This is a genomic window from Streptomyces sp. NPDC045998, from assembly GCF_056430285.1.
The window spans coordinates 202,533-219,180 of the sequence record NZ_JBWKLJ010000004.1 but is presented as its reverse complement, the minus strand read 5'-3'; the positions used below and the strand labels follow the sequence as shown (position 1 = coordinate 219,180).

Annotated in this window: 19 protein-coding genes; 14 read left to right on the top strand and 5 right to left on the bottom strand. The window is 72.4% G+C overall.

Going from position 1 to position 16,648, the window contains the following annotated elements; translation table 11 throughout:
* The first annotated feature begins 35 nt into the window (after nucleotides 1-35).
* Nucleotides 36-650 carry a DUF4232 domain-containing protein gene (locus AC07FJ_RS14040; RefSeq protein WP_479048733.1) on the top strand — a complete coding sequence of 205 codons (615 nt, stop codon included), beginning with the start codon at nucleotides 36-38 and terminating at the stop codon, nucleotides 648-650.
* Nucleotides 651-683: 33 nt separating this feature from the next.
* Here the strand turns inward: AC07FJ_RS14040 and AC07FJ_RS14035 are convergent, their stop codons facing one another.
* Nucleotides 684-1,664, bottom strand: a complete 981-nt coding sequence (locus tag AC07FJ_RS14035) for a helix-turn-helix transcriptional regulator (protein ID WP_479048731.1) — start codon at nucleotides 1,662-1,664, stop codon at nucleotides 684-686.
* A gap of 131 nt (nucleotides 1,665-1,795) precedes the next feature.
* On the opposite strand from AC07FJ_RS14035, the gene AC07FJ_RS14030 reads away from it, so the two are divergent.
* Entirely contained in the window at nucleotides 1,796-2,122 is a 327-nt protein-coding gene (locus tag AC07FJ_RS14030) for a hypothetical protein (protein WP_479048730.1), read from the top strand.
* Nucleotides 2,119-2,436: a Rieske (2Fe-2S) protein gene (locus tag AC07FJ_RS14025; RefSeq protein ID WP_073756807.1), complete on the top strand. Its 318-nt coding sequence runs from the start codon at nucleotides 2,119-2,121 to the stop codon at nucleotides 2,434-2,436. The genes AC07FJ_RS14030 and AC07FJ_RS14025 overlap by 4 nt, the downstream gene beginning before the upstream one ends.
* A gap of 106 nt (nucleotides 2,437-2,542) precedes the next feature.
* Here the strand turns inward: AC07FJ_RS14025 and AC07FJ_RS14020 are convergent, their stop codons facing one another.
* Complete coding sequence (locus tag AC07FJ_RS14020; protein WP_361426182.1) at nucleotides 2,543-2,956, bottom strand: pyridoxamine 5'-phosphate oxidase family protein; 414 nt, start codon at nucleotides 2,954-2,956, stop codon at nucleotides 2,543-2,545.
* A 142-nt stretch (nucleotides 2,957-3,098) separates the two neighbouring features.
* On the opposite strand from AC07FJ_RS14020, the gene clpB reads away from it, so the two are divergent.
* Nucleotides 3,099-5,684 (top strand): ATP-dependent chaperone ClpB, encoded by a 2,586-nt coding sequence (gene clpB / locus AC07FJ_RS14015; protein ID WP_479048726.1) that lies wholly within the window; start codon nucleotides 3,099-3,101, stop codon nucleotides 5,682-5,684.
* A gap of 15 nt (nucleotides 5,685-5,699) precedes the next feature.
* Here clpB and AC07FJ_RS14010 read toward each other — a convergent pair whose 3' ends face one another.
* Nucleotides 5,700-6,083, bottom strand: coding sequence for a hypothetical protein (locus AC07FJ_RS14010; protein ID WP_479048724.1), 384 nt, complete (start codon nucleotides 6,081-6,083; stop codon nucleotides 5,700-5,702).
* Between the two features lie 169 nt (nucleotides 6,084-6,252).
* On the opposite strand from AC07FJ_RS14010, the gene AC07FJ_RS14005 reads away from it, so the two are divergent.
* Nucleotides 6,253-6,804: a type III secretion system chaperone family protein gene (locus AC07FJ_RS14005; protein ID WP_479048721.1), complete on the top strand. Its 552-nt coding sequence runs from the start codon at nucleotides 6,253-6,255 to the stop codon at nucleotides 6,802-6,804.
* Nucleotides 6,805-6,807: 3 nt separating this feature from the next.
* Here AC07FJ_RS14005 and AC07FJ_RS14000 read toward each other — a convergent pair whose 3' ends face one another.
* The gene (locus tag AC07FJ_RS14000; RefSeq protein WP_479049492.1) at nucleotides 6,808-7,887 is read right to left on the bottom strand and encodes a hypothetical protein; all 1,080 of its coding nucleotides are present in this window, start codon (nucleotides 7,885-7,887) and stop codon (nucleotides 6,808-6,810) included.
* 288 nt (nucleotides 7,888-8,175) lie between these two features.
* Nucleotides 8,176-9,378 carry a pyridoxal phosphate-dependent aminotransferase gene (locus AC07FJ_RS13995; protein ID WP_479048718.1) on the bottom strand — a complete coding sequence of 401 codons (1,203 nt, stop codon included), beginning with the start codon at nucleotides 9,376-9,378 and terminating at the stop codon, nucleotides 8,176-8,178.
* A gap of 184 nt (nucleotides 9,379-9,562) precedes the next feature.
* Here AC07FJ_RS13995 and AC07FJ_RS13990 point away from each other — a divergent pair, with 184 nt between their 5' ends.
* From AC07FJ_RS13990 to AC07FJ_RS13950, 9 genes are all read left to right on the top strand, one after another.
* Nucleotides 9,563-9,841: a hypothetical protein gene (locus AC07FJ_RS13990; RefSeq protein ID WP_479048716.1), complete on the top strand. Its 279-nt coding sequence runs from the start codon at nucleotides 9,563-9,565 to the stop codon at nucleotides 9,839-9,841.
* 64 nt (nucleotides 9,842-9,905) lie between these two features.
* The gene (locus AC07FJ_RS13985) at nucleotides 9,906-10,142 is read left to right on the top strand and encodes a hypothetical protein (protein ID WP_479048714.1); all 237 of its coding nucleotides are present in this window, start codon (nucleotides 9,906-9,908) and stop codon (nucleotides 10,140-10,142) included.
* A 321-nt stretch (nucleotides 10,143-10,463) separates the two neighbouring features.
* Complete coding sequence (locus tag AC07FJ_RS13980) at nucleotides 10,464-11,000, top strand: DUF2617 family protein (protein ID WP_479048712.1); 537 nt, start codon at nucleotides 10,464-10,466, stop codon at nucleotides 10,998-11,000.
* Between the two features lie 35 nt (nucleotides 11,001-11,035).
* Nucleotides 11,036-12,634, top strand: a complete 1,599-nt coding sequence (locus AC07FJ_RS13975) for a polyamine aminopropyltransferase (RefSeq protein ID WP_479048710.1) — start codon at nucleotides 11,036-11,038, stop codon at nucleotides 12,632-12,634.
* Nucleotides 12,635-12,667: 33 nt separating this feature from the next.
* Nucleotides 12,668-13,495 (top strand): SRPBCC domain-containing protein, encoded by an 828-nt coding sequence (locus AC07FJ_RS13970; protein WP_479048708.1) that lies wholly within the window; start codon nucleotides 12,668-12,670, stop codon nucleotides 13,493-13,495.
* A 10-nt stretch (nucleotides 13,496-13,505) separates the two neighbouring features.
* On the top strand, nucleotides 13,506-14,324 hold the full coding sequence (locus AC07FJ_RS13965; protein ID WP_479048706.1) for an aldose epimerase family protein: 819 nt from the start codon (nucleotides 13,506-13,508) through the stop codon (nucleotides 14,322-14,324).
* Between the two features lie 59 nt (nucleotides 14,325-14,383).
* Nucleotides 14,384-14,932 carry an orotate phosphoribosyltransferase gene (gene pyrE, locus AC07FJ_RS13960; protein WP_355359927.1) on the top strand — a complete coding sequence of 183 codons (549 nt, stop codon included), beginning with the start codon at nucleotides 14,384-14,386 and terminating at the stop codon, nucleotides 14,930-14,932.
* 186 nt (nucleotides 14,933-15,118) lie between these two features.
* On the top strand, nucleotides 15,119-16,141 hold the full coding sequence (fbaA, locus tag AC07FJ_RS13955) for a class II fructose-bisphosphate aldolase (protein ID WP_361426154.1): 1,023 nt from the start codon (nucleotides 15,119-15,121) through the stop codon (nucleotides 16,139-16,141).
* 83 nt (nucleotides 16,142-16,224) lie between these two features.
* Complete coding sequence (locus tag AC07FJ_RS13950) at nucleotides 16,225-16,638, top strand: DUF3151 domain-containing protein (RefSeq protein WP_361426151.1); 414 nt, start codon at nucleotides 16,225-16,227, stop codon at nucleotides 16,636-16,638.
* Nucleotides 16,639-16,648: the final 10 nt, after the last annotated feature.

Below are 16,648 nucleotides of genomic sequence, written 5' to 3'. Positions count from 1 at the left end.
CTTCGGTGTACGGAGGGGGCCTTTAGGCTGTCCGGATGCGTACCCGAAGATGCCTTCCGGCGGCGGTCCTGGTGGCCCTGGCGGCCCTGCTGCCGGCCTGTGACGACGAGAAGGGTGCGGCACCCCTGCCGGTCCGTACGACGGCGTCTCCGGCGCCCTCGGTGCCCCGGCCGGCCCCGCTGCCGGACCGGCCGCCGTCCGCGGCGCCCGAGGCGGCCGCCCCGTGCCCGGAGTCCGGCGTACGGGTCTCCGCGGGGATCGTGAGCGCCGCCATGGGGGTGCGGGGCATGGGGGTGACGCTGCTCAACTGCGGTACAAAGCCGTTCGAGGTGAGCGGTTACCCCGCGCTCGAAGTCCTCGACGCGCAGCGGGAGAAGCTCGACGTCACCGTACGGCTCGGCTCGAACCTGGACACCCGGGCGCGGCCCTCGGTGTTCGTGCTGCGGCCCGGTGAGCGGGCCGAGGCGTCGGTGATGTGGCGCAACACGGTGACCCGTACGGACGTCGTGGCGACGAACGGCGCGTACCTGCGGGTGACGCCCGCACCCGGCGTCGCGCCGCAGACCGTCGCGCCGGGCGACGGCGGCCCGCTGGACCTCGGCAACACCGACGCGATCGAGACCACCGCGTGGGCGAGGCCCGCCGGCTGACCGGTCACCGGCCGGCCACGGGTCGACCGCCCGTCAGTCGCCGTGCTCCAGGATGCCCGACTGGGCGATGAGGTAGCCGAGTTGCGCCCGGCTGCCGCTGCCGAGCGCGGACGCCAGTTTGGCGATGTGCGCCCGGCAGGTGCGTACGTTCATGCCGAGGCGCCGCGAGATCGCCTCGTCCACGTGCCCCTCGACCAGCAGTTTGGCGATGGAGCGCTGGACGCCGCTGATGCCGTGGGGATGCGGCTCGTAGGTGACGGGCTTCTCCAGGGGGATGGCCTGGAGCCAGAACTGCTCGAAGACGCCGACCAGGTACTCCACCAGGCCCGGGTGGCGCAGCTCCAGGGCGACCTGGCGGTCCCGGCTGGCGGGCACGAAGGCGACCTTGCGGTCCACGATGATGAGCCGGTCGATGATCTCCTCCAGCGTGCGCACCTCCACCTCGGACCCGATGCGCTCCAGGTAGGCCAGGGTGATGGGCTGGTGGCGCGCCGTGTGCTGGTAGAGGGTCCGCATCTTGATGCCCCGGCCCAGGAGCGGCCGTACCCGGCGCAGCGCCTCGCCGAAGGTCTGGGCGCTGCGGCCGCTGCCGGGCTGTACGGTCAGCAGCTCCACCGAGCAGTCGGCGACGGCGCGGTCCAGGCTGGCGTTGATGCGCTTCAGCCCTTCCAGCACGCTGATGGCGTGGGTGGTCGACGGCATCTGGGCGCTGACGGCCATGAATGGCTCGAAAGCGTCGGCGAGGGCGACGGTGAGCCGTCTGCGCTCCTGTATCTCCTTCTCTATCGGGAGTATCAGGTGGGCCAGCGCCGTGGACGGCGGCACGGGCCGCAGCCACTGCGCGTCGTCGGGGTCCGGTCGCAGCAGGTCCAGGTCGAGGAGACACGGGGCCGGCGCGACCTCGGCACGCGCGATGCGCCCGGCGCGAAGAGCGTCCGCGTAGAGCTGGGAACCCGTCTCGCAGAGCTCGAAGTGACTATGGGGATGTCCGTGTCCATCCCGATCCGGTTGCATATGTACACCCCCAGGCTTTTTCCGATTCAGGAACATGATGCATTGAGCCAGTGGTGAAAGCGTGGGGAGTGAGTCATCGTCATAACTGCGGGGGAGCGGGATGAATTACCGTCAAGTGAGGTTGCTCGGTCATGGCCAAGAAGCTCATACACGCCGTTGCCGGCGTCGCGCTCTTCGCTGCTGCGGGGGTGGGAATCGCGGTGTCCGCCGAGGACCCCGGCTGGGGCGCGGGGACTCCGCACGTCGCCGAGGCCCTGGACCCCGGTTGGGGTGGGACGACTCCGCTCGCCGCTGAAGCCCTGGACCCCGGTTGGGGCGCGAAGGCTCCGCTCGCCACCGAAGCGCTGGACCCGGGGTGGGGCGGGACGGCTCCGCTCGCCGCCGAGGCGCAGGACCCGGGCTGGGGCGCCGCTCCGGCCGCCGTCAATGATCCCGGCTGGGGGTCCGCGGGCGCATGAACGTTCCCGACGACTCGCGCTTCCGACGCGAGATGGCGTCGGCCTACCGCTCCGGGTGGCATTTCATCGACCTCGTCACGGCCGTGCCGCACAGTGGCGATTCGTTGATGGTCACCCTCTTCGGTGAGCCGATCGTCATCACACGGGGCGACGACGAGGACATTCGCGCCTACCGCTGCCTGCGCCGCCCCCGCGGGGCCCCACAGCCCGTCCGGTGCGCCATTCGCTACGGCATGATTTTCGTCAACCTCGACCAGCGTGACCACCAGCTCGTCGAGCCGGAGACCACCACCGCCACCCCCCGCAGCGCCTGAGCGGTTCCCCCGTCGTTGCAAATCGCTCAGGTGCTTCCCCCACACAGCGGCACCATCGTGACCTGAACACGATGGTGCCGCTGTGCTTTTGTACGGGTACGTCCGGTCAGGCCCGGCCCATGGCGCGCGTGAGCGCGATCTCGATGACGACCCGGTCCGGGTTGGGCGCGGGCGTGCGGCCGTAGCGCTCCGCGTACCGGGCGACCGCGTCCGCGACGACGTCCGGCTCCGTACGGATCCGGGCCACGCCCTCCAGCGTCGCCCAGCGGCCCTTGTCGACCTGGCACACCGCCACCCGCGCCCCGTCGGCGCCCGCCGCGAGCACGTTGGCGACCTTGCGGCTGTGCTTGTTGGTGATCACCCGGGCGATGCCCTTCTCGCCGCCCTCCGGGTCGTACGTCACACCCACCGCGACGACGTGCGGTGTGCCGTCCGGGCGGGGCGTGGTGAGCGTGGACATGTGGTACTCGCGCCAGAAGCCGAGGTACGAGTCGCCGGGGTTGCGGGGGTCTATGGCCATGGGCCGGAACCTACCGGGGACGGGTTCCGCGAGCCAGCTTGAGTGGAATAGACTCAACTTTATGTACGCTGGATGAGTCATATAGCTGGGTCGTACAGGCGTGAGTCATACAGGCCGGGCCCCGAAGGAGGAGAAGTCACCCGTGGACGCCGAGCTGACCAACCGGAGCCGGGACGCGCTCAACGCGGCCACCAGCCGCGCCGTGTCCGACGGCCACCCCGACCTGACCCCCGCGCACGTGCTGCTCGCACTGCTGGAGGGCCAGGACAACGAGAACATCATCGACCTGCTCGCCGCCGTCGACGCCGACCAGGCCTCGTTGCGCGCGGGGACCGAGCGGCTGCTGGCCGCCCAGCCCAGCGTCACCGGCTCCACCGTCGCCCCGCCGCAGCCCAACCGCGAGCTGCTCGCGGTCATCGCCGACGCCACGCGGCGCGCCAAGGAGCTCGGCGACGACTACGTGTCGACCGAGCACCTGCTCATCGGCGTCGCCGCCAAGGGCGGCCAGGCCGGCGAGCTGCTGGAGCGCCAGGGCGCCGGGGCGCGCAAGCTGCTGGACGCCTTCGAGAAGGCGAGGGGAGGACGCCGCGTGACGACAGCGGACCCGGAGGGCCAGTACAAGGCCCTGGAGAAGTTCGGCACCGACTTCACGGCCGCGGCCAGGGAGGGGAAGCTGGACCCGGTCATCGGCCGGGACCAGGAGATCCGCCGGGTCGTGCAGGTGCTGTCCCGCCGCACCAAGAACAACCCCGTGCTCATCGGTGAGCCCGGCGTCGGCAAGACCGCCGTGGTGGAGGGCCTCGCCCAGCGCATCGTCAAGGGCGACGTCCCCGAGAGCCTGAAGAACAAGCGGCTGGTCGCGCTCGACCTCGGCGCGATGGTCGCGGGCGCGAAGTACCGCGGTGAGTTCGAGGAGCGGCTGAAGACCGTCCTGTCCGAGATCAAGGCGAGCGACGGCCAGATCATCACCTTCATCGACGAGCTGCACACGGTGGTCGGCGCGGGCGCCGGCGGCGACTCCGCCATGGACGCGGGCAACATGCTCAAGCCCATGCTCGCCCGCGGCGAGCTGCGCATGGTCGGCGCCACCACCCTCGACGAGTACCGCGAGCGCATCGAGAAGGACCCGGCCCTGGAGCGCCGCTTCCAGCAGGTCCTGGTCGCCGAGCCGAGCGTCGAGGACACCATCGCCATCCTGCGCGGGCTCAAGGGCCGGTACGAGGCCCACCACAAGGTCCAGATCGCCGACGCGTCGCTCGTCGCCGCCGCGACCCTCTCGGACCGCTACATCACCTCGCGCTTCCTGCCGGACAAGGCCATCGACCTCGTCGACGAGGCCGCGTCCCGGCTGCGCATGGAGATCGACTCCTCGCCCGTCGAGATCGACGAGCTCCAGCGCGCCGTGGACCGCCTGCGCATGGAGGAGCTCGCGCTCAAGAACGAGTCCGACCCCGCCTCCGTCCAGCGCCTGGAGAAGCTGCGCCGCGACCTCGCCGACCGCGAGGAGGAGCTGCGCGGCCTGACCGCCCGCTGGGAGAAGGAGAAGCAGGGCCTCAACCGCGTCGGTGAGCTCAAGGAGAAGCTCGACGACCTGCGCGGCCAGGCCGAGCGCGCCCAGCGCGACGGCGACTTCGACACCGCCTCCAAGCTGCTGTACGGCGAGATCCCGGCGGTCGAGCGGGAGCTGGAGGCGGCCACCGAGGCCGAGCAGGAGGCCGCCAGGGACACCATGGTCAAGGACGAGGTCGGCGCCGACGACATCGCCGACGTCGTCGCCTCCTGGACCGGCATCCCGGCCGGGCGCCTGCTGGAGGGCGAGACGCAGAAGCTGCTGCGGATGGAGGACGAGCTCGGCCGCCGCCTGATCGGCCAGACCGAGGCCGTACGGGCCGTGTCGGACGCGGTCCGCCGCACCCGCGCGGGGATCTCCGACCCCGACCGGCCCACCGGATCGTTCCTCTTCCTCGGCCCCACCGGCGTCGGCAAGACCGAGCTGGCCAAGGCGCTCGCCGACTTCCTCTTCGACGACGAGCGGGCCATGGTCCGCATCGACATGAGCGAGTACGGCGAGAAGCACAGCGTCGCCCGGCTCGTCGGCGCGCCCCCCGGCTACGTCGGTTACGAGGAGGGCGGCCAGCTCACCGAGGCCGTGCGCCGCCGCCCGTACAGCGTCGTGCTGCTCGACGAGGTGGAGAAGGCGCACCCGGAGGTCTTCGACATCCTGCTGCAGGTCCTCGACGACGGCCGCCTGACCGACGGCCAGGGCCGGACGGTCGACTTCCGCAACACCATCCTCATCCTCACCTCCAACCTGGGCAGCCACTTCCTGATGGACCCGGTCACCCCGGAGGAGCAGAAGAAGGAGCAGGTGCTGGAGGCCGTCCGCGCCTCCTTCAAGCCGGAGTTCCTCAACCGCCTCGACGACATCGTCGTCTTCTCGGCCCTCGACCGCGAGCAGCTCGCCCACATCGCGCGCATCCAGATCGACCGCCTGGCGGCCCGCCTCGCCGAGCGGCGCCTCACCCTGGACGTCACCCCCGAGGCCCTGGACTGGCTCGCCATCGAGGGCTTCGACCCGGCGTACGGCGCGCGCCCGCTGCGCCGCCTGGTGCAGACGGCGATCGGTGACCGCCTCGCCAAGGAGATCCTGGCGGGCGAGGTCAGGGACGGCGACACGGTCCGCGTCGACCGCACCGACGACGGGCTGGCCGTGGGAGCGGTGCGGTAGCCCCGGCGGGCCGGGTCAGGTGCCGTGGGCGAAGAGGCGTACGAGGGCGGTCTCCCCGTCCTCGTACGTCAGCTTCACGCTCACCGACGAGGGGTCCGCTTGGTTGTAGTCGACGTCCCGGCACAGGTCCGTGTCGCAGGGCTCGGACGGCCGAGCCGTCGGCCAGGTCTTCGCGATCCAGGCCTCCGCCCCGGCACGCTCCATCCGGAACTCGGCCCGGACGTAGGTGTCCTGCCAGTGGGCCCCCGAGCAGCGGGCGTCCCGGGCGCCCTCGGGCAGGGCGCCCTTGGCGTAGGCCATCGCCTTGTCGCACGGCACCGGCTGCTCCCGGCCGGACTCGCTGAGGGAGTACGCGCCCAACGCGAGGCAGCCGGCCGGCAGCCCCAGGACCGCCAGCACGGTCAGGCATATCCACGGCCAGCGCCTTCCGCGCCTCTCTTCTTTTCCGCTCTTCCGCGTCATGAGCACGGAATCATGTCAGCCCGCAGCGGATCGCCGCCGTCCGCGCTTGCCACCTCCGGGCGGGGATGGGAGAGGATGGCCGCAATCGTACGAAGGGAAATTCACGGTGAGCATCGACCCGTCCTCGATTCCGAATTTCGGGGGCCAGCCCCAGCCGCAGCAGGCCGCAGGACCGGCGGGCCCCGTCGTCCCCGACCAGGATCTCGTCAAGCAGCTCCTCGAGCAGATGGAGCTGAAGTACGTCGTCGACGACGAGGGCGACCTCGCGGCGCCGTGGGAGGAATTCCGCACGTACTTCATGTTCCGCGGCGAGGGCGACCAGCAGGTCTACTCGGTGCGGACCTTCTACGACCGGGCCCACCCGGTCGAGAACAAGGAGAAGATCCTCGAGACGATCGACGACTGGAACCGCCGCACCCTGTGGCCGAAGGTCTACTCGCACCTGCACGAGGACGAGCAGGGCGGCGCCACCGTCCGGCTCATCGGCGAGGCGCAGATGCTGATCGGCACCGGGGTGGCGCTGGAGCACTTCGTGCAGTCGACGGTCAGCTGGGTGCGGGCCTCCATCGAGTTCGACAAGTGGCTCGTGGAGCAGTTCGGCCTGGAGGGCGCCGAGGGCGCCGAGGGTGCCGAGGGCCCCGACGGGGGCGCCGAGTAGGCCTCAGAGGGCCATGGTGGCGAGCGTCAGCACGTACGTCCCGTAGGCGAACGACAGCCCGGCCAGGGCGGCGGTCACCACGACCGCCGCCCCCGGCCGGGCTTTTCGCAGCGCGTACGCCACCGGCACCAGCAGCGGGAACGCCGGCAGCAGGAAGCGCGGCTTCGACTCGAAGAACCCGGAGCCGCCGACCGCGATGACCACCAGCACCGCCGTGTAGACGACGAGCGGCAGCGGCGGCCGGTCCAGCAGGAACAGCGCGAAGAGCACCACCGCGACCGCCGTCAGCGCCAGCGCCATCGTGAAGCCGAGGTCCATGGGGCGGGTGACGACGGTGCGTACGAAGCGCAGCGTTCCGGCCCCGAAGTCGAACCGCGAGGTCCAGCCGGCCTGCACCGCGAAGTACCCGCCCAGCGGGTCGCCGCGGCGCGCGCCCACCCACAGCACGTAGCCTGCCCAGCCGGCCGGGGCCAGCGCGGCCCCCGCCCACACCCGCCAGTCGGTCCGGGTCCGCGCGTGCCGCACCAGCGCCCAGGCGGCCGTCACGACCACCGCCGCCGCGACCGCGACCCCGTTCGGGCGTGCCGCACCCGCGAGGGCCGCGAGCGCGCCCGCCCACAGCCACCGCCGGGTCAGCACGGCGTACAGCGACCAGGCCGCGAAGGCGGTCATCACCGGTTCCGTGTACGCCATGGACAGCACGATCGAGTGCGGCAGCAGCCCCCACAGCCCGACCAGCGCGGTGGCCACGCCCCGCCCGTACAGCCGCTCGCCGATCCGGAAGATCCCCCAGGCGGCCGCGCCCGCCGCCGTCCAGGAGACCAGCAGCCCGGCGGTGCCGCCCGCGACCGGCAGGACGGCCGTCACGGCCCGGACGAGCCCCGGGTAGAGCGGGAAGAACGCCAGGTCGGACTGGACCGCGCCGTCCGGCCAGTACAGCGTCCTGCCGTAGCCGTGGGCGGCGATCCGCAGGTACCAGTCGGAGTCCCAGGAACCGGCCAGCAGCGCGCGCGGCGAGCGGCCGGTGTGCCAGGCCCACAGCGCCATCACCAGCATCCCGGTCAGCCGGGCGGCGGCGAACATCCCCAGCGCGGGCGCGGCGCGGTGCAGCGCGGCGAGGGGCCGCCACGCCACGCTCGGCGCGCCGGGGCGGAAGGTCTCGGCGGACGTCTCGGCGGACAGGGTGCACCTCCGTGCGCGGGATGGTTCACCCCGACCCTGTGCGGAGCGCCGCGGCGGCGCGAGCGCAGGGGACCCGCCCGGGTGGTCGCCTTCCCGGGCGGGGTGCCCGCGCGCGTGTCGCCGTGACAGCGGCGCGACGGGCCGCTAGGGCGCCTGGAGCCCCTGGAGCCTCTGGAGCCCCTGAATCCCCTAGAGCGCCTGGAGGCCCTTGAGCCGGTCCGCCGCCTCGCGGAGCAACCGCTCCGACTTGCAGAACGCGAACCGCACGTGGGCGCGGCCCGCCTCCGGGTCGTCGTAGAAGACCAGCGTCGGCACCGCCACCACGCCGCACCGCTCCGGCAGGCTCCGGCAGAAGGCCAGGCCGTCCTTCTCGCCGAGCGGGGTGATGTCGGCGGTGATGAAGTACGTGCCCTGCGGCCGGAAGACCCCGAACCCCACCTCCGCGAGCGCCCCGGCGAGCAGGTCCCGCTTGGCGCGCAGGTCCTCGCGCAGACCGGTGAAGTAGTCGTCCGGCAGGCGCAGCGCCTCGGCGACGGCGTACTGGAAGGGGCCCGAGCTCACATAGGTGAGGTACTGCTTGGCGGTGCGGACGGCCGTCACGAGCGGGGCGGCCGCGGTCACCCAGCCGACCTTCCAGCCGGTGTACGAGAACGTCTTCCCCGCGGAGGACAGGGTCACGGTCCGCTCGCGCATGCCGGGGAAGGTCGCGATCGGCAGGTGCTCGGCGGTGTCGTAGACGAGGTGCTCGTACACCTCGTCGGTGACGACGAGCAGGTCCCGCTCGACGGCGAGCGCGGCGATGGCGGCGAGCTCGTCGCGGGTGAGGACGGTGCCGGTGGGGTTGTGCGGGGTGTTGAGCAGGATCAGGCGCGTGCGGTCGGTGACCGCTCTGCGCAGCTCGTCCAGGTCGAGCGTGAACCGGTCCCCGGACGGCCGCAGCGTGACCGGTACGCGCGTGCCGCCCGCCATCGCGACGCAGGCCGCGTACGAGTCGTAGTACGGCTCCAGCGCGATCACCTCGTCGCCCGGCTCGACCAGCGCCAGCAGCGCCGCCGCGATGCCCTCCGTGGCGCCGGCCGTGACCAGGACCTCGGTGTCGGGGTCGTACGCCAGGCCGTAGCGGCGGAGCTGGTGCTCGGCGACGGCGGTACGCAGCTCGGGGACGCCGGGGCCGGGCGGGTACTGGTTGCCGCGCCCGTCGCGCAGCGCGCGCACCGCCGCTTCCCGGATCTCTTCGGGGCCGTCGGTGTCGGGGAAGCCCTGGCCCAGGTTGATGGAGCCGGTGCGGGTGGCCAGCGCGGACATCTCCGCGAAGATCGTCGTGCCGAAGGGGGCGAGGCGGCGGTTCAGCAGGGGGCGCGGCGAACGCGGCGGCAGTGTCATGACGGCCATCCTGAGCCGAACCTCTGGAGTGGCTCAAGTCTGCTTTCGGCGGCGTGTGGCGAGGGGATCCCCCCGCCATGGAAGCATTCCTGTATGCGGCGGCGGTCGTCGCCATCGTGAGCGGTGTGGTGCTGGCGGTCCACAGGTCCGGGGGGAGGGTCCAGCGGATCCGCGGCATCGACAGCGGCAGCTGGTGGGCGGGCGACAGCCCGTACGTGCCGAGGTCCACGTCCACCTCGTCCTCCTCGTCCTCCTCGCCCTCCTCGTCCAAGCCGCGGAAGCGGAAGGCGTCGAAGGCGTCGCGCCCCTCGTCGGGCTCGTCCGGCTCTTCGTGCTCCTCCTCCAGCTCCTCCTCCTCGAGCTCCTCGTGCTCGAGCTCCTCGTCCTGCTCCGGCTCCTCCTGCGGCTCGTCCTGTGGTGGTGGCGGGGGCGGGTGCAGCTGAAACCTCTGGACTTGCTCAATTCCGATTAGCGCGCGTGACGGCGGGGGCATCCCCCAGTCACGTACGACAAGCGGGGGAAAGGAATCGATGGACATGGCTTCGATCGCGTTCGGGGTGGTGGTGATAGCCGCGGTGATCCTGGCCGCCGTGGCGGGCGGTGGCCGCCGCAACCGGCACTGGCCGCAGGGCTCGCGCCGGGGCGGCGACACCTGGGGGTCCGGCGGCGACAGCGGGTCCGGCGGCGACAGCGGGTCCGGTGGCGGCGGCTGGTCCTGCGGCGGCGGCTCCTCCTGTGGCGGCGGGGGCGGTGGCGGAGGCGGAGGCGACTGACACGGGGCAGTCGGTCCGCGACACCACCGAGGGAGCCCGGCGCCGTCAACTCGCGCCGGGCTCCTTCACGTTGACCGTTTGTAGGGTCTCCCGGTCCGTTTATGTTGAACAGTTGAACCGTCAGGCCCCCCAAGGGATGGAAACCACGGCAAGTTGGGTAAAACCGCTGTGAGTCACTCGCAGTTCGTGATTCCCTCGCTGTCGAAACCATCCAGCCCTCGGACCTCGTGCGTGGACCCCGAGGCAGAGATGCCCCAGTCCCTCCGAGGCCTCCGGGACGCCCCCGGTCCACCCGTCAAACCGTGTTTGCGGAGCCGACCCATGCTCACGACGCTCACCACCGCGTATACCGACACGCGCGCCGCCGACCTGGCCTGGGCGCTGGGGCGCGAGGCGCTGCCGGCCCTTGCCGTGCTCGATCTCGAACTCGACGGCGCCACCATTCAGTTGAGACTTCTGGGCGCCTCGCACCAGGTGCTGCTGGAGGAGGAGCGGGGCAGCTGCTCGGAGACCGTGGCCTGCATGCCGGGCAGCAGCACGCCGCTGCCGCTCGGCGTGGCCAAGCGGATCGGCGCGTGGGAGTACGAGTTCGCCGCCCGCGTCGAGACGCTGTCCGAGGGCTCGTTCGCGGGGCGCGCCCAGGAGCTGCTCGCGCTCGTGGCGGACCACCCCCACGGCCTCGCCGGTACGTTCCCGGGCTCGCCGCACGCCTTCACGGCGATGCTGGCGCAGCGGCACGAGGGCCAGGTGCGGTGGCGCACCTGGCACGCGTACCCGCAGGAGGGGCAGCTGGTCGTCACCAGGACGAGTGTCGGCGTCCGTATGCCTTCACCGGCGGAAGTCCACCCGTGTGGGTGACAAGTGGTCACTGGGGCGGGACGTAGCGTTATGGCGTGATCGAAGCGCCGTCCGCCTCCCGTGCCGCAGGGCCGCCGCCGCCCGCGCGGGCCGCGGTGGCCCTGCCCCTGCGGCAGCGCGCGGGACGGTTCCTGGTGCTGTTCGCGGTCTTCGTCTGCGCCGCCTGCGGGCTGGTGTACGAGCTGGAGCTGGTCGCCCTCGCCTCGTACCTCATCGGGGACTCGGTCACCCAGGCGTCCGTCGTGCTCTCCGTGATGGTCTTCGCGATGGGCGTGGGGTCGCTGCTCGCCAAGCGGCTGCGCTGCCGCGCGGCGGTCGGCTTCGGTCTCGTCGAGGCCGCGCTGGCCCTGGTCGGCGGCTGCTCGGCGCTCGTGCTGTACGCCGCGTTCGCGTGGGCGGGAGGGTCGCGGGAGGCGCTCGTGGCGTTCTCGCTCGCGATCGGCGTGCTGATCGGCGCCGAGATACCGCTGCTGATGACGCTCATCCACCGGGTCTCGCACCGCCCCGAGCAGGATCCGGGCGGCACGGTCGCGGACCTCTTCGCCGCGGACTACGTGGGCGCGCTCGTCGGCGGGCTGGCGTTCCCCTTCCTTCTGCTGCCGTGGCTGGGGCAGTTGACGAGCGCGCTGCTCACCGGCGCCGTCAACGTGGTCGCGGGCGGGGCGCTGGTGCTCTGGCTGTTCGGACGTGACCTGACGCGCCGAGAGCGGTGGCTGCTGGCCGTCGCCAACGTGCTGGTCCTGGCGGTGCTGGCGACCGCGGCCGCGCTGGTCGACGACTTCGAGCGGGCGGCGCGGCGGGCGGTGTACGGCGAGCGGGTGCGGGTCGCCGTCCAGACGAACGTCCAGGAGGTGGTGCTCACGGGCGCGGCGGACGAGCCGCCGGAGCTCTTCCTGGACGGGCGGCTGCGCGTCAGCGGGCACGACGAGCGGCGCTACCACGAGGCGCTGGTCCACCCGGCGATGCGCGGGCGGCACGGGCGCGTGCTGATCCTCGGCGGGGGCGACGGACTGGCCCTCCGCGAAACCCTGCGGTACGCGGACGTCGAGGCGGTGACGGTCGTCGAGCTGGACCCGGGCGTGGTGCGCCTCGCCCGTACGGACCCGGCCCTCGCGCGGCTCAACGACCGCGCGTACGACGACCCGAGGGTGCGGGTGGTGTACGCCGACGCGTTCCGCTGGCTGCGCGAGGCGGCGGAGCCGGGGGCGTACGACGTGGTGCTGTCGGACCTGCCGGACCCGGGCATCACCGCCTCCACCAAGCTCTACTCCCAGGAGTTCTACGGCATGGCGGCGCGGGCGCTCCGGGAGGGCGGGCGGCTCGCCGTTCACGCGGGGCCGTCGGCGTCCCGGCCGCACACCTACTGGACGGTGGACGCCACCCTGCGCGCGGCCGGCTTCACGACCCGGCCGTACTGCGCCGAGGGCCGGCGCTCCGGCTTCGCCGCCGGGCCCGACCGCTCCGCGGGTGGTGGGGGAGCGCCCGGCGACTGGGGGTTCCTCCTCGCGGCGGTGTCCGGCCCGCCGCCCTCGCCGGGCACATCGCCCGGGCACTGCGCGGTGCTCCGCCGGGCGGGTGCCCCGGCGGGGGACCTGTCGCCCTCCACACTGGTGCACCCGCGGTACGCCGAGTGACGTGAGCGCCGGGCGTCGGTAGGCTCGGCTCCCATGGAGCATGAGGTGTTCGTTCCGGTCACCGTGCAAGCCGTCCGCGAGGTGCTGGCGGACCCCGCCCGCGTCGCCCGCTGCGTCCCAGGGCTCCAACAGGACGCCGACGCGTCGGCCGGCCCGCTGTCGGGCCGCCTCAAGGTGCGCGCCGGCGGGCACTCGATCACCTACCGCGGAACCCTGCGCGTCACCGAGCAGGAGGACGGCGCGTACGCCGTCGAGGGCGAGGGCACGGAGGTCCGCGGCTCGGGGTCGGTGAAGCTGGCCATGACGGTGCGTCCGACGGAGGACGAGGGCGGCACGACCCTCGCCGTCACCGGCACCCTCCGGGCGGACGGCCGCCTGGCGGAACTCCCCGCCGACGCGACGGCCGCCACGGCGCACCGCCTGCTGGACCGTTTCGCCGAGGCCTTGGCGCACACCGCCACGGCCTCCGACTGGTCGGCCTCACCGGAAGAGGACGACGTCGACGTCGACGACGACGGGGTCGACCAGGGCGCCGAGACGCGGCTGTACGACACCCCCGTGCCCCCCTCCGCGCTGGAGTCCCTGGGCTCCCTGGACGACGCGGACGACGTGAGCGCCGGGGACGCGTTCGGGGCGGACGAGCCGCCGGCCGAGGCCGCGCACGCGCGGCGGACCATGATCGGGCGCAGCGCCGAGGAGGTCGACCACTCCCCGCCGCGCGGGCGTTACGCGCCCACGCCCGGTCCGGAGACCGCGTCGGCCACCGCGACCCTGCGCTGGCTGGCCCCCGCCGCCGCGCTCGCGCTCGCCTCCGCCGTGGTCGCGGGGCGGGCGCTGCGGCGCCGGAGCCGGCGGAAGTAGTGTCGGTGGCGTGACTGACGTGACCAGTAGCAGCGCCGAGAGCGCGCGCGTCCGGCTCGTGGCCGGAGACGCGGAGTTGACCGTCCGCCCGGACATCGGCTGCCGTATCGAGAGCCTCCGCATCGCCGGCACGGAACTGCTCCGGCAGGGCGAGCGGTACGGCTCCTTCCCGATGGTGCCCTGGTGCGGGCGGGTCGCGAACGGCCGCTTCCTCAACGGCGCGACGCGCCATCAGCTGCCCCTCAACTCGCCCCCGCACGCCATTCACGGCACCGGACGCGACACCGCCTGGCGCACCGTCCGCGCCGACAAGACGGAGGCGGCGTTCACGTACGACCTCGCCGAGCCGTGGCCGTACCCGGGGCGGGTCACCCAGACCTTCGAGCTGACCGAGGACGCGCTGACCCTGCGGCTCGGCGTCGAGACGTACGGCGACTCCTTCCCGGCGCAGGCCGGCTGGCACCCCTGGTTCCACCGCACCCTCGACGGCGACGGCGAGGAGGTGCGCGTCGACTTCGCCGCCGCCTGGCAGGAGGAGCGCGGGGACGACCACCTGCCCACCGGTCGGCGGATCGACCCGCGCCCCGGCCCGTGGGACGACTGCTTCGCCATGCCCGACGGCGTCGACGTCACGCTGACCTGGCCCGGACGCCTGGAGCTCAAGGTCACCAGCCGCGCCGAGTGGGTGGTCGTCTACGACGAGCAGGAGGCCGCCGTCTGCGTCGAGCCCCAGTCGGGCCCGCCCAACGGCCTCAACACCCACCCGCGCCTGGTCACGCCCATCGACCCGCTGGAGATCGAGTCCACCTGGACCTGGCGACGGCTGTGAACCCGGCGGTGAGCGGCGGGCGTGAGCAGCGGTGACCGGGGGCGCTTAAGCTCGTGGGCATGACTGACGTACGTGCCGAGCTGCTGCAGCAGATCAAGGACAAGGCCGTGGTGCACGGCAAGGTGACCCTCTCCTCGGGTCTGGAGGCCGACTACTACGTCGACCTGCGCCGGATCACCCTGGACGGCGCCGCCGCACCGCTCGTGGGTCAGGTCATGCTCGATCTGACCGCCGACCTCGACTACGACGCGGTGGGCGGTCTCACCCTCGGCGCCGACCCGGTCGCCACCTCGATGCTGCACGCGTCCGCCGCGCGCGGCCGGCAGCTCGACGCCTTCGTCGTCCGCAAGGCGGCCAAGGCGCACGGCATGCAGCGCCGCGTGGAGGGCCCGGACATCAAGGGCCGCCGCGTCCTCGTCGTCGAGGACACCTCCACCACCGGCGGCTCGCCGCTCACCGCCGTCGAGGCGGTCCGCGAGGCCGGTGCCGAGGTCGTCGCCGTGGCGACGATCGTCGACCGGGCCACCGGCGCGGCCGAGAAGATCAGCGAGACGGCGGGTGTGCCGTACCTCTACGCGTACGCCCTCGACGAGCTCGGTCTCGCCTGACGCCTTGCCCGGCGTATGACCTGCGGTGTTGCCGAGGGGCGGTCTGTTTCACGTGAAACAGACCGCCCCTCTCGGCACGCGCCGGTGGAGCCCGGGCCTCCGTCTGGGATGATGAGTGCGACGATGACGTCGCCCCCAGGTCAGGGATAGCAACGAACGCAACCGCACATCACAAGGAGCGGACAGATGCCCATCGCAACCCCCGAGGTCTACACCGAGATGCTCGACCGGGCGAAGGCAGGCAAGTTCGCCTACCCGGCCATCAACGTCACCTCGTCGCAGACTCTGCACGCGGCCCTGCGCGGCTTCGCGGAGGCCGAGAGCGACGGCATCATCCAGATCTCGACCGGTGGTGCTGAGTTCCTGGGCGGCCAGTACAGCAAGGACATGGTCACCGGCGCGGTCGCCCTGGCCGAGTTCGCGCACATCGTCGCCGCGAAGTACGACATCACCGTCGCGCTCCACACCGACCACTGCCCGAAGGACAAGCTGGACGGCTACGTCCGTCCGCTGCTCGCCCTGTCCGCCGAGCGTGTCGCCAAGGGTGAGAACCCGCTGTTCCAGTCCCACATGTGGGACGGCTCCGCCGAGACCCTCGCCGACAACCTGGCCATCGGCCAGGAGCTGCTCGCGCAGGCCGCCGCCGCCAAGATCATCCTCGAGGTCGAGATCACCCCGACCGGCGGCGAGGAGGACGGCGTCACCCACGAGATCAACGACGAGCTGTACACCACCGTCGACGACGCCATCCGCACCGCCGAGGCCCTCGGCCTGGGCGAGAAGGGCCGCTACCTGCTGGCCGCCTCCTTCGGCAACGTCCACGGCGTCTACAAGCCGGGCAACGTCGTGCTCCGCCCCGAGCTGCTCAAGGACCTCCAGGCGGGCGTCGGCGAGCGGTTCGGCAAGGCCAACCCGTTCGACTTCGTCTTCCACGGCGGCTCCGGCTCCACGCAGGAGGAGATCTCCACCGCGCTGGAGAACGGCGTCGTGAAGATGAACATCGACACGGACACCCAGTACGCCTTCACCCGTCCGGTCGCGGACCACATGTTCAAGAACTACGACGGTGTGCTGAAGGTCGACGGCGAGGTCGGCTCCAAGAAGACCTACGACCCGCGCACCTGGGGCAAGCTGGCCGAGGCGAGCATGGCCAAGCGCGTCACCGAGGCGTGCGCGGCGCTGCGCTCGACCGGCACCAAGCTCAAGTAACCACAAGCTGAAGTAGCCACACGCACAATCGTCCAGCAGGCCCGGCATCGCTCACGCGGTGCCGGGCCTGTGACACTAGGGGCATGTCCCTTCACGAGAACCTGCTGGGCGGCCCGCCGCCCACCCACCTGCCCGACGACCCCGAGCCGCGCGAGCTGCTGGCGTCCGGTGCCGCGCCCGCCGATGTCGCCGCCAAGTACCCGGTGTCCTCGCTGGCGTGGGCCCAGCTCGCCGACGACGCGTTCGAGGCCGGCCGGGTCGTGGAGTCGTACGCGTACGCCAGGACCGGCTACCACCGCGGTCTGGACGCCCTCCGCCGCAACGGCTGGAAGGGCCACGGCCCGGTGCCGTGGGAGCACGAGCCGAACCGGGGCTTCCTGCGGGCCCTGCACGCCCTGGCGCGCGCCGCGCAGGCGATCGGCGAGCAGGAGGAGTACGAGCGCTGCTCGACGTTCCTGCGCGACTCCTCGCCCCTCGCGGCGGACACCCTCGGCTGAGGCCGCCTTC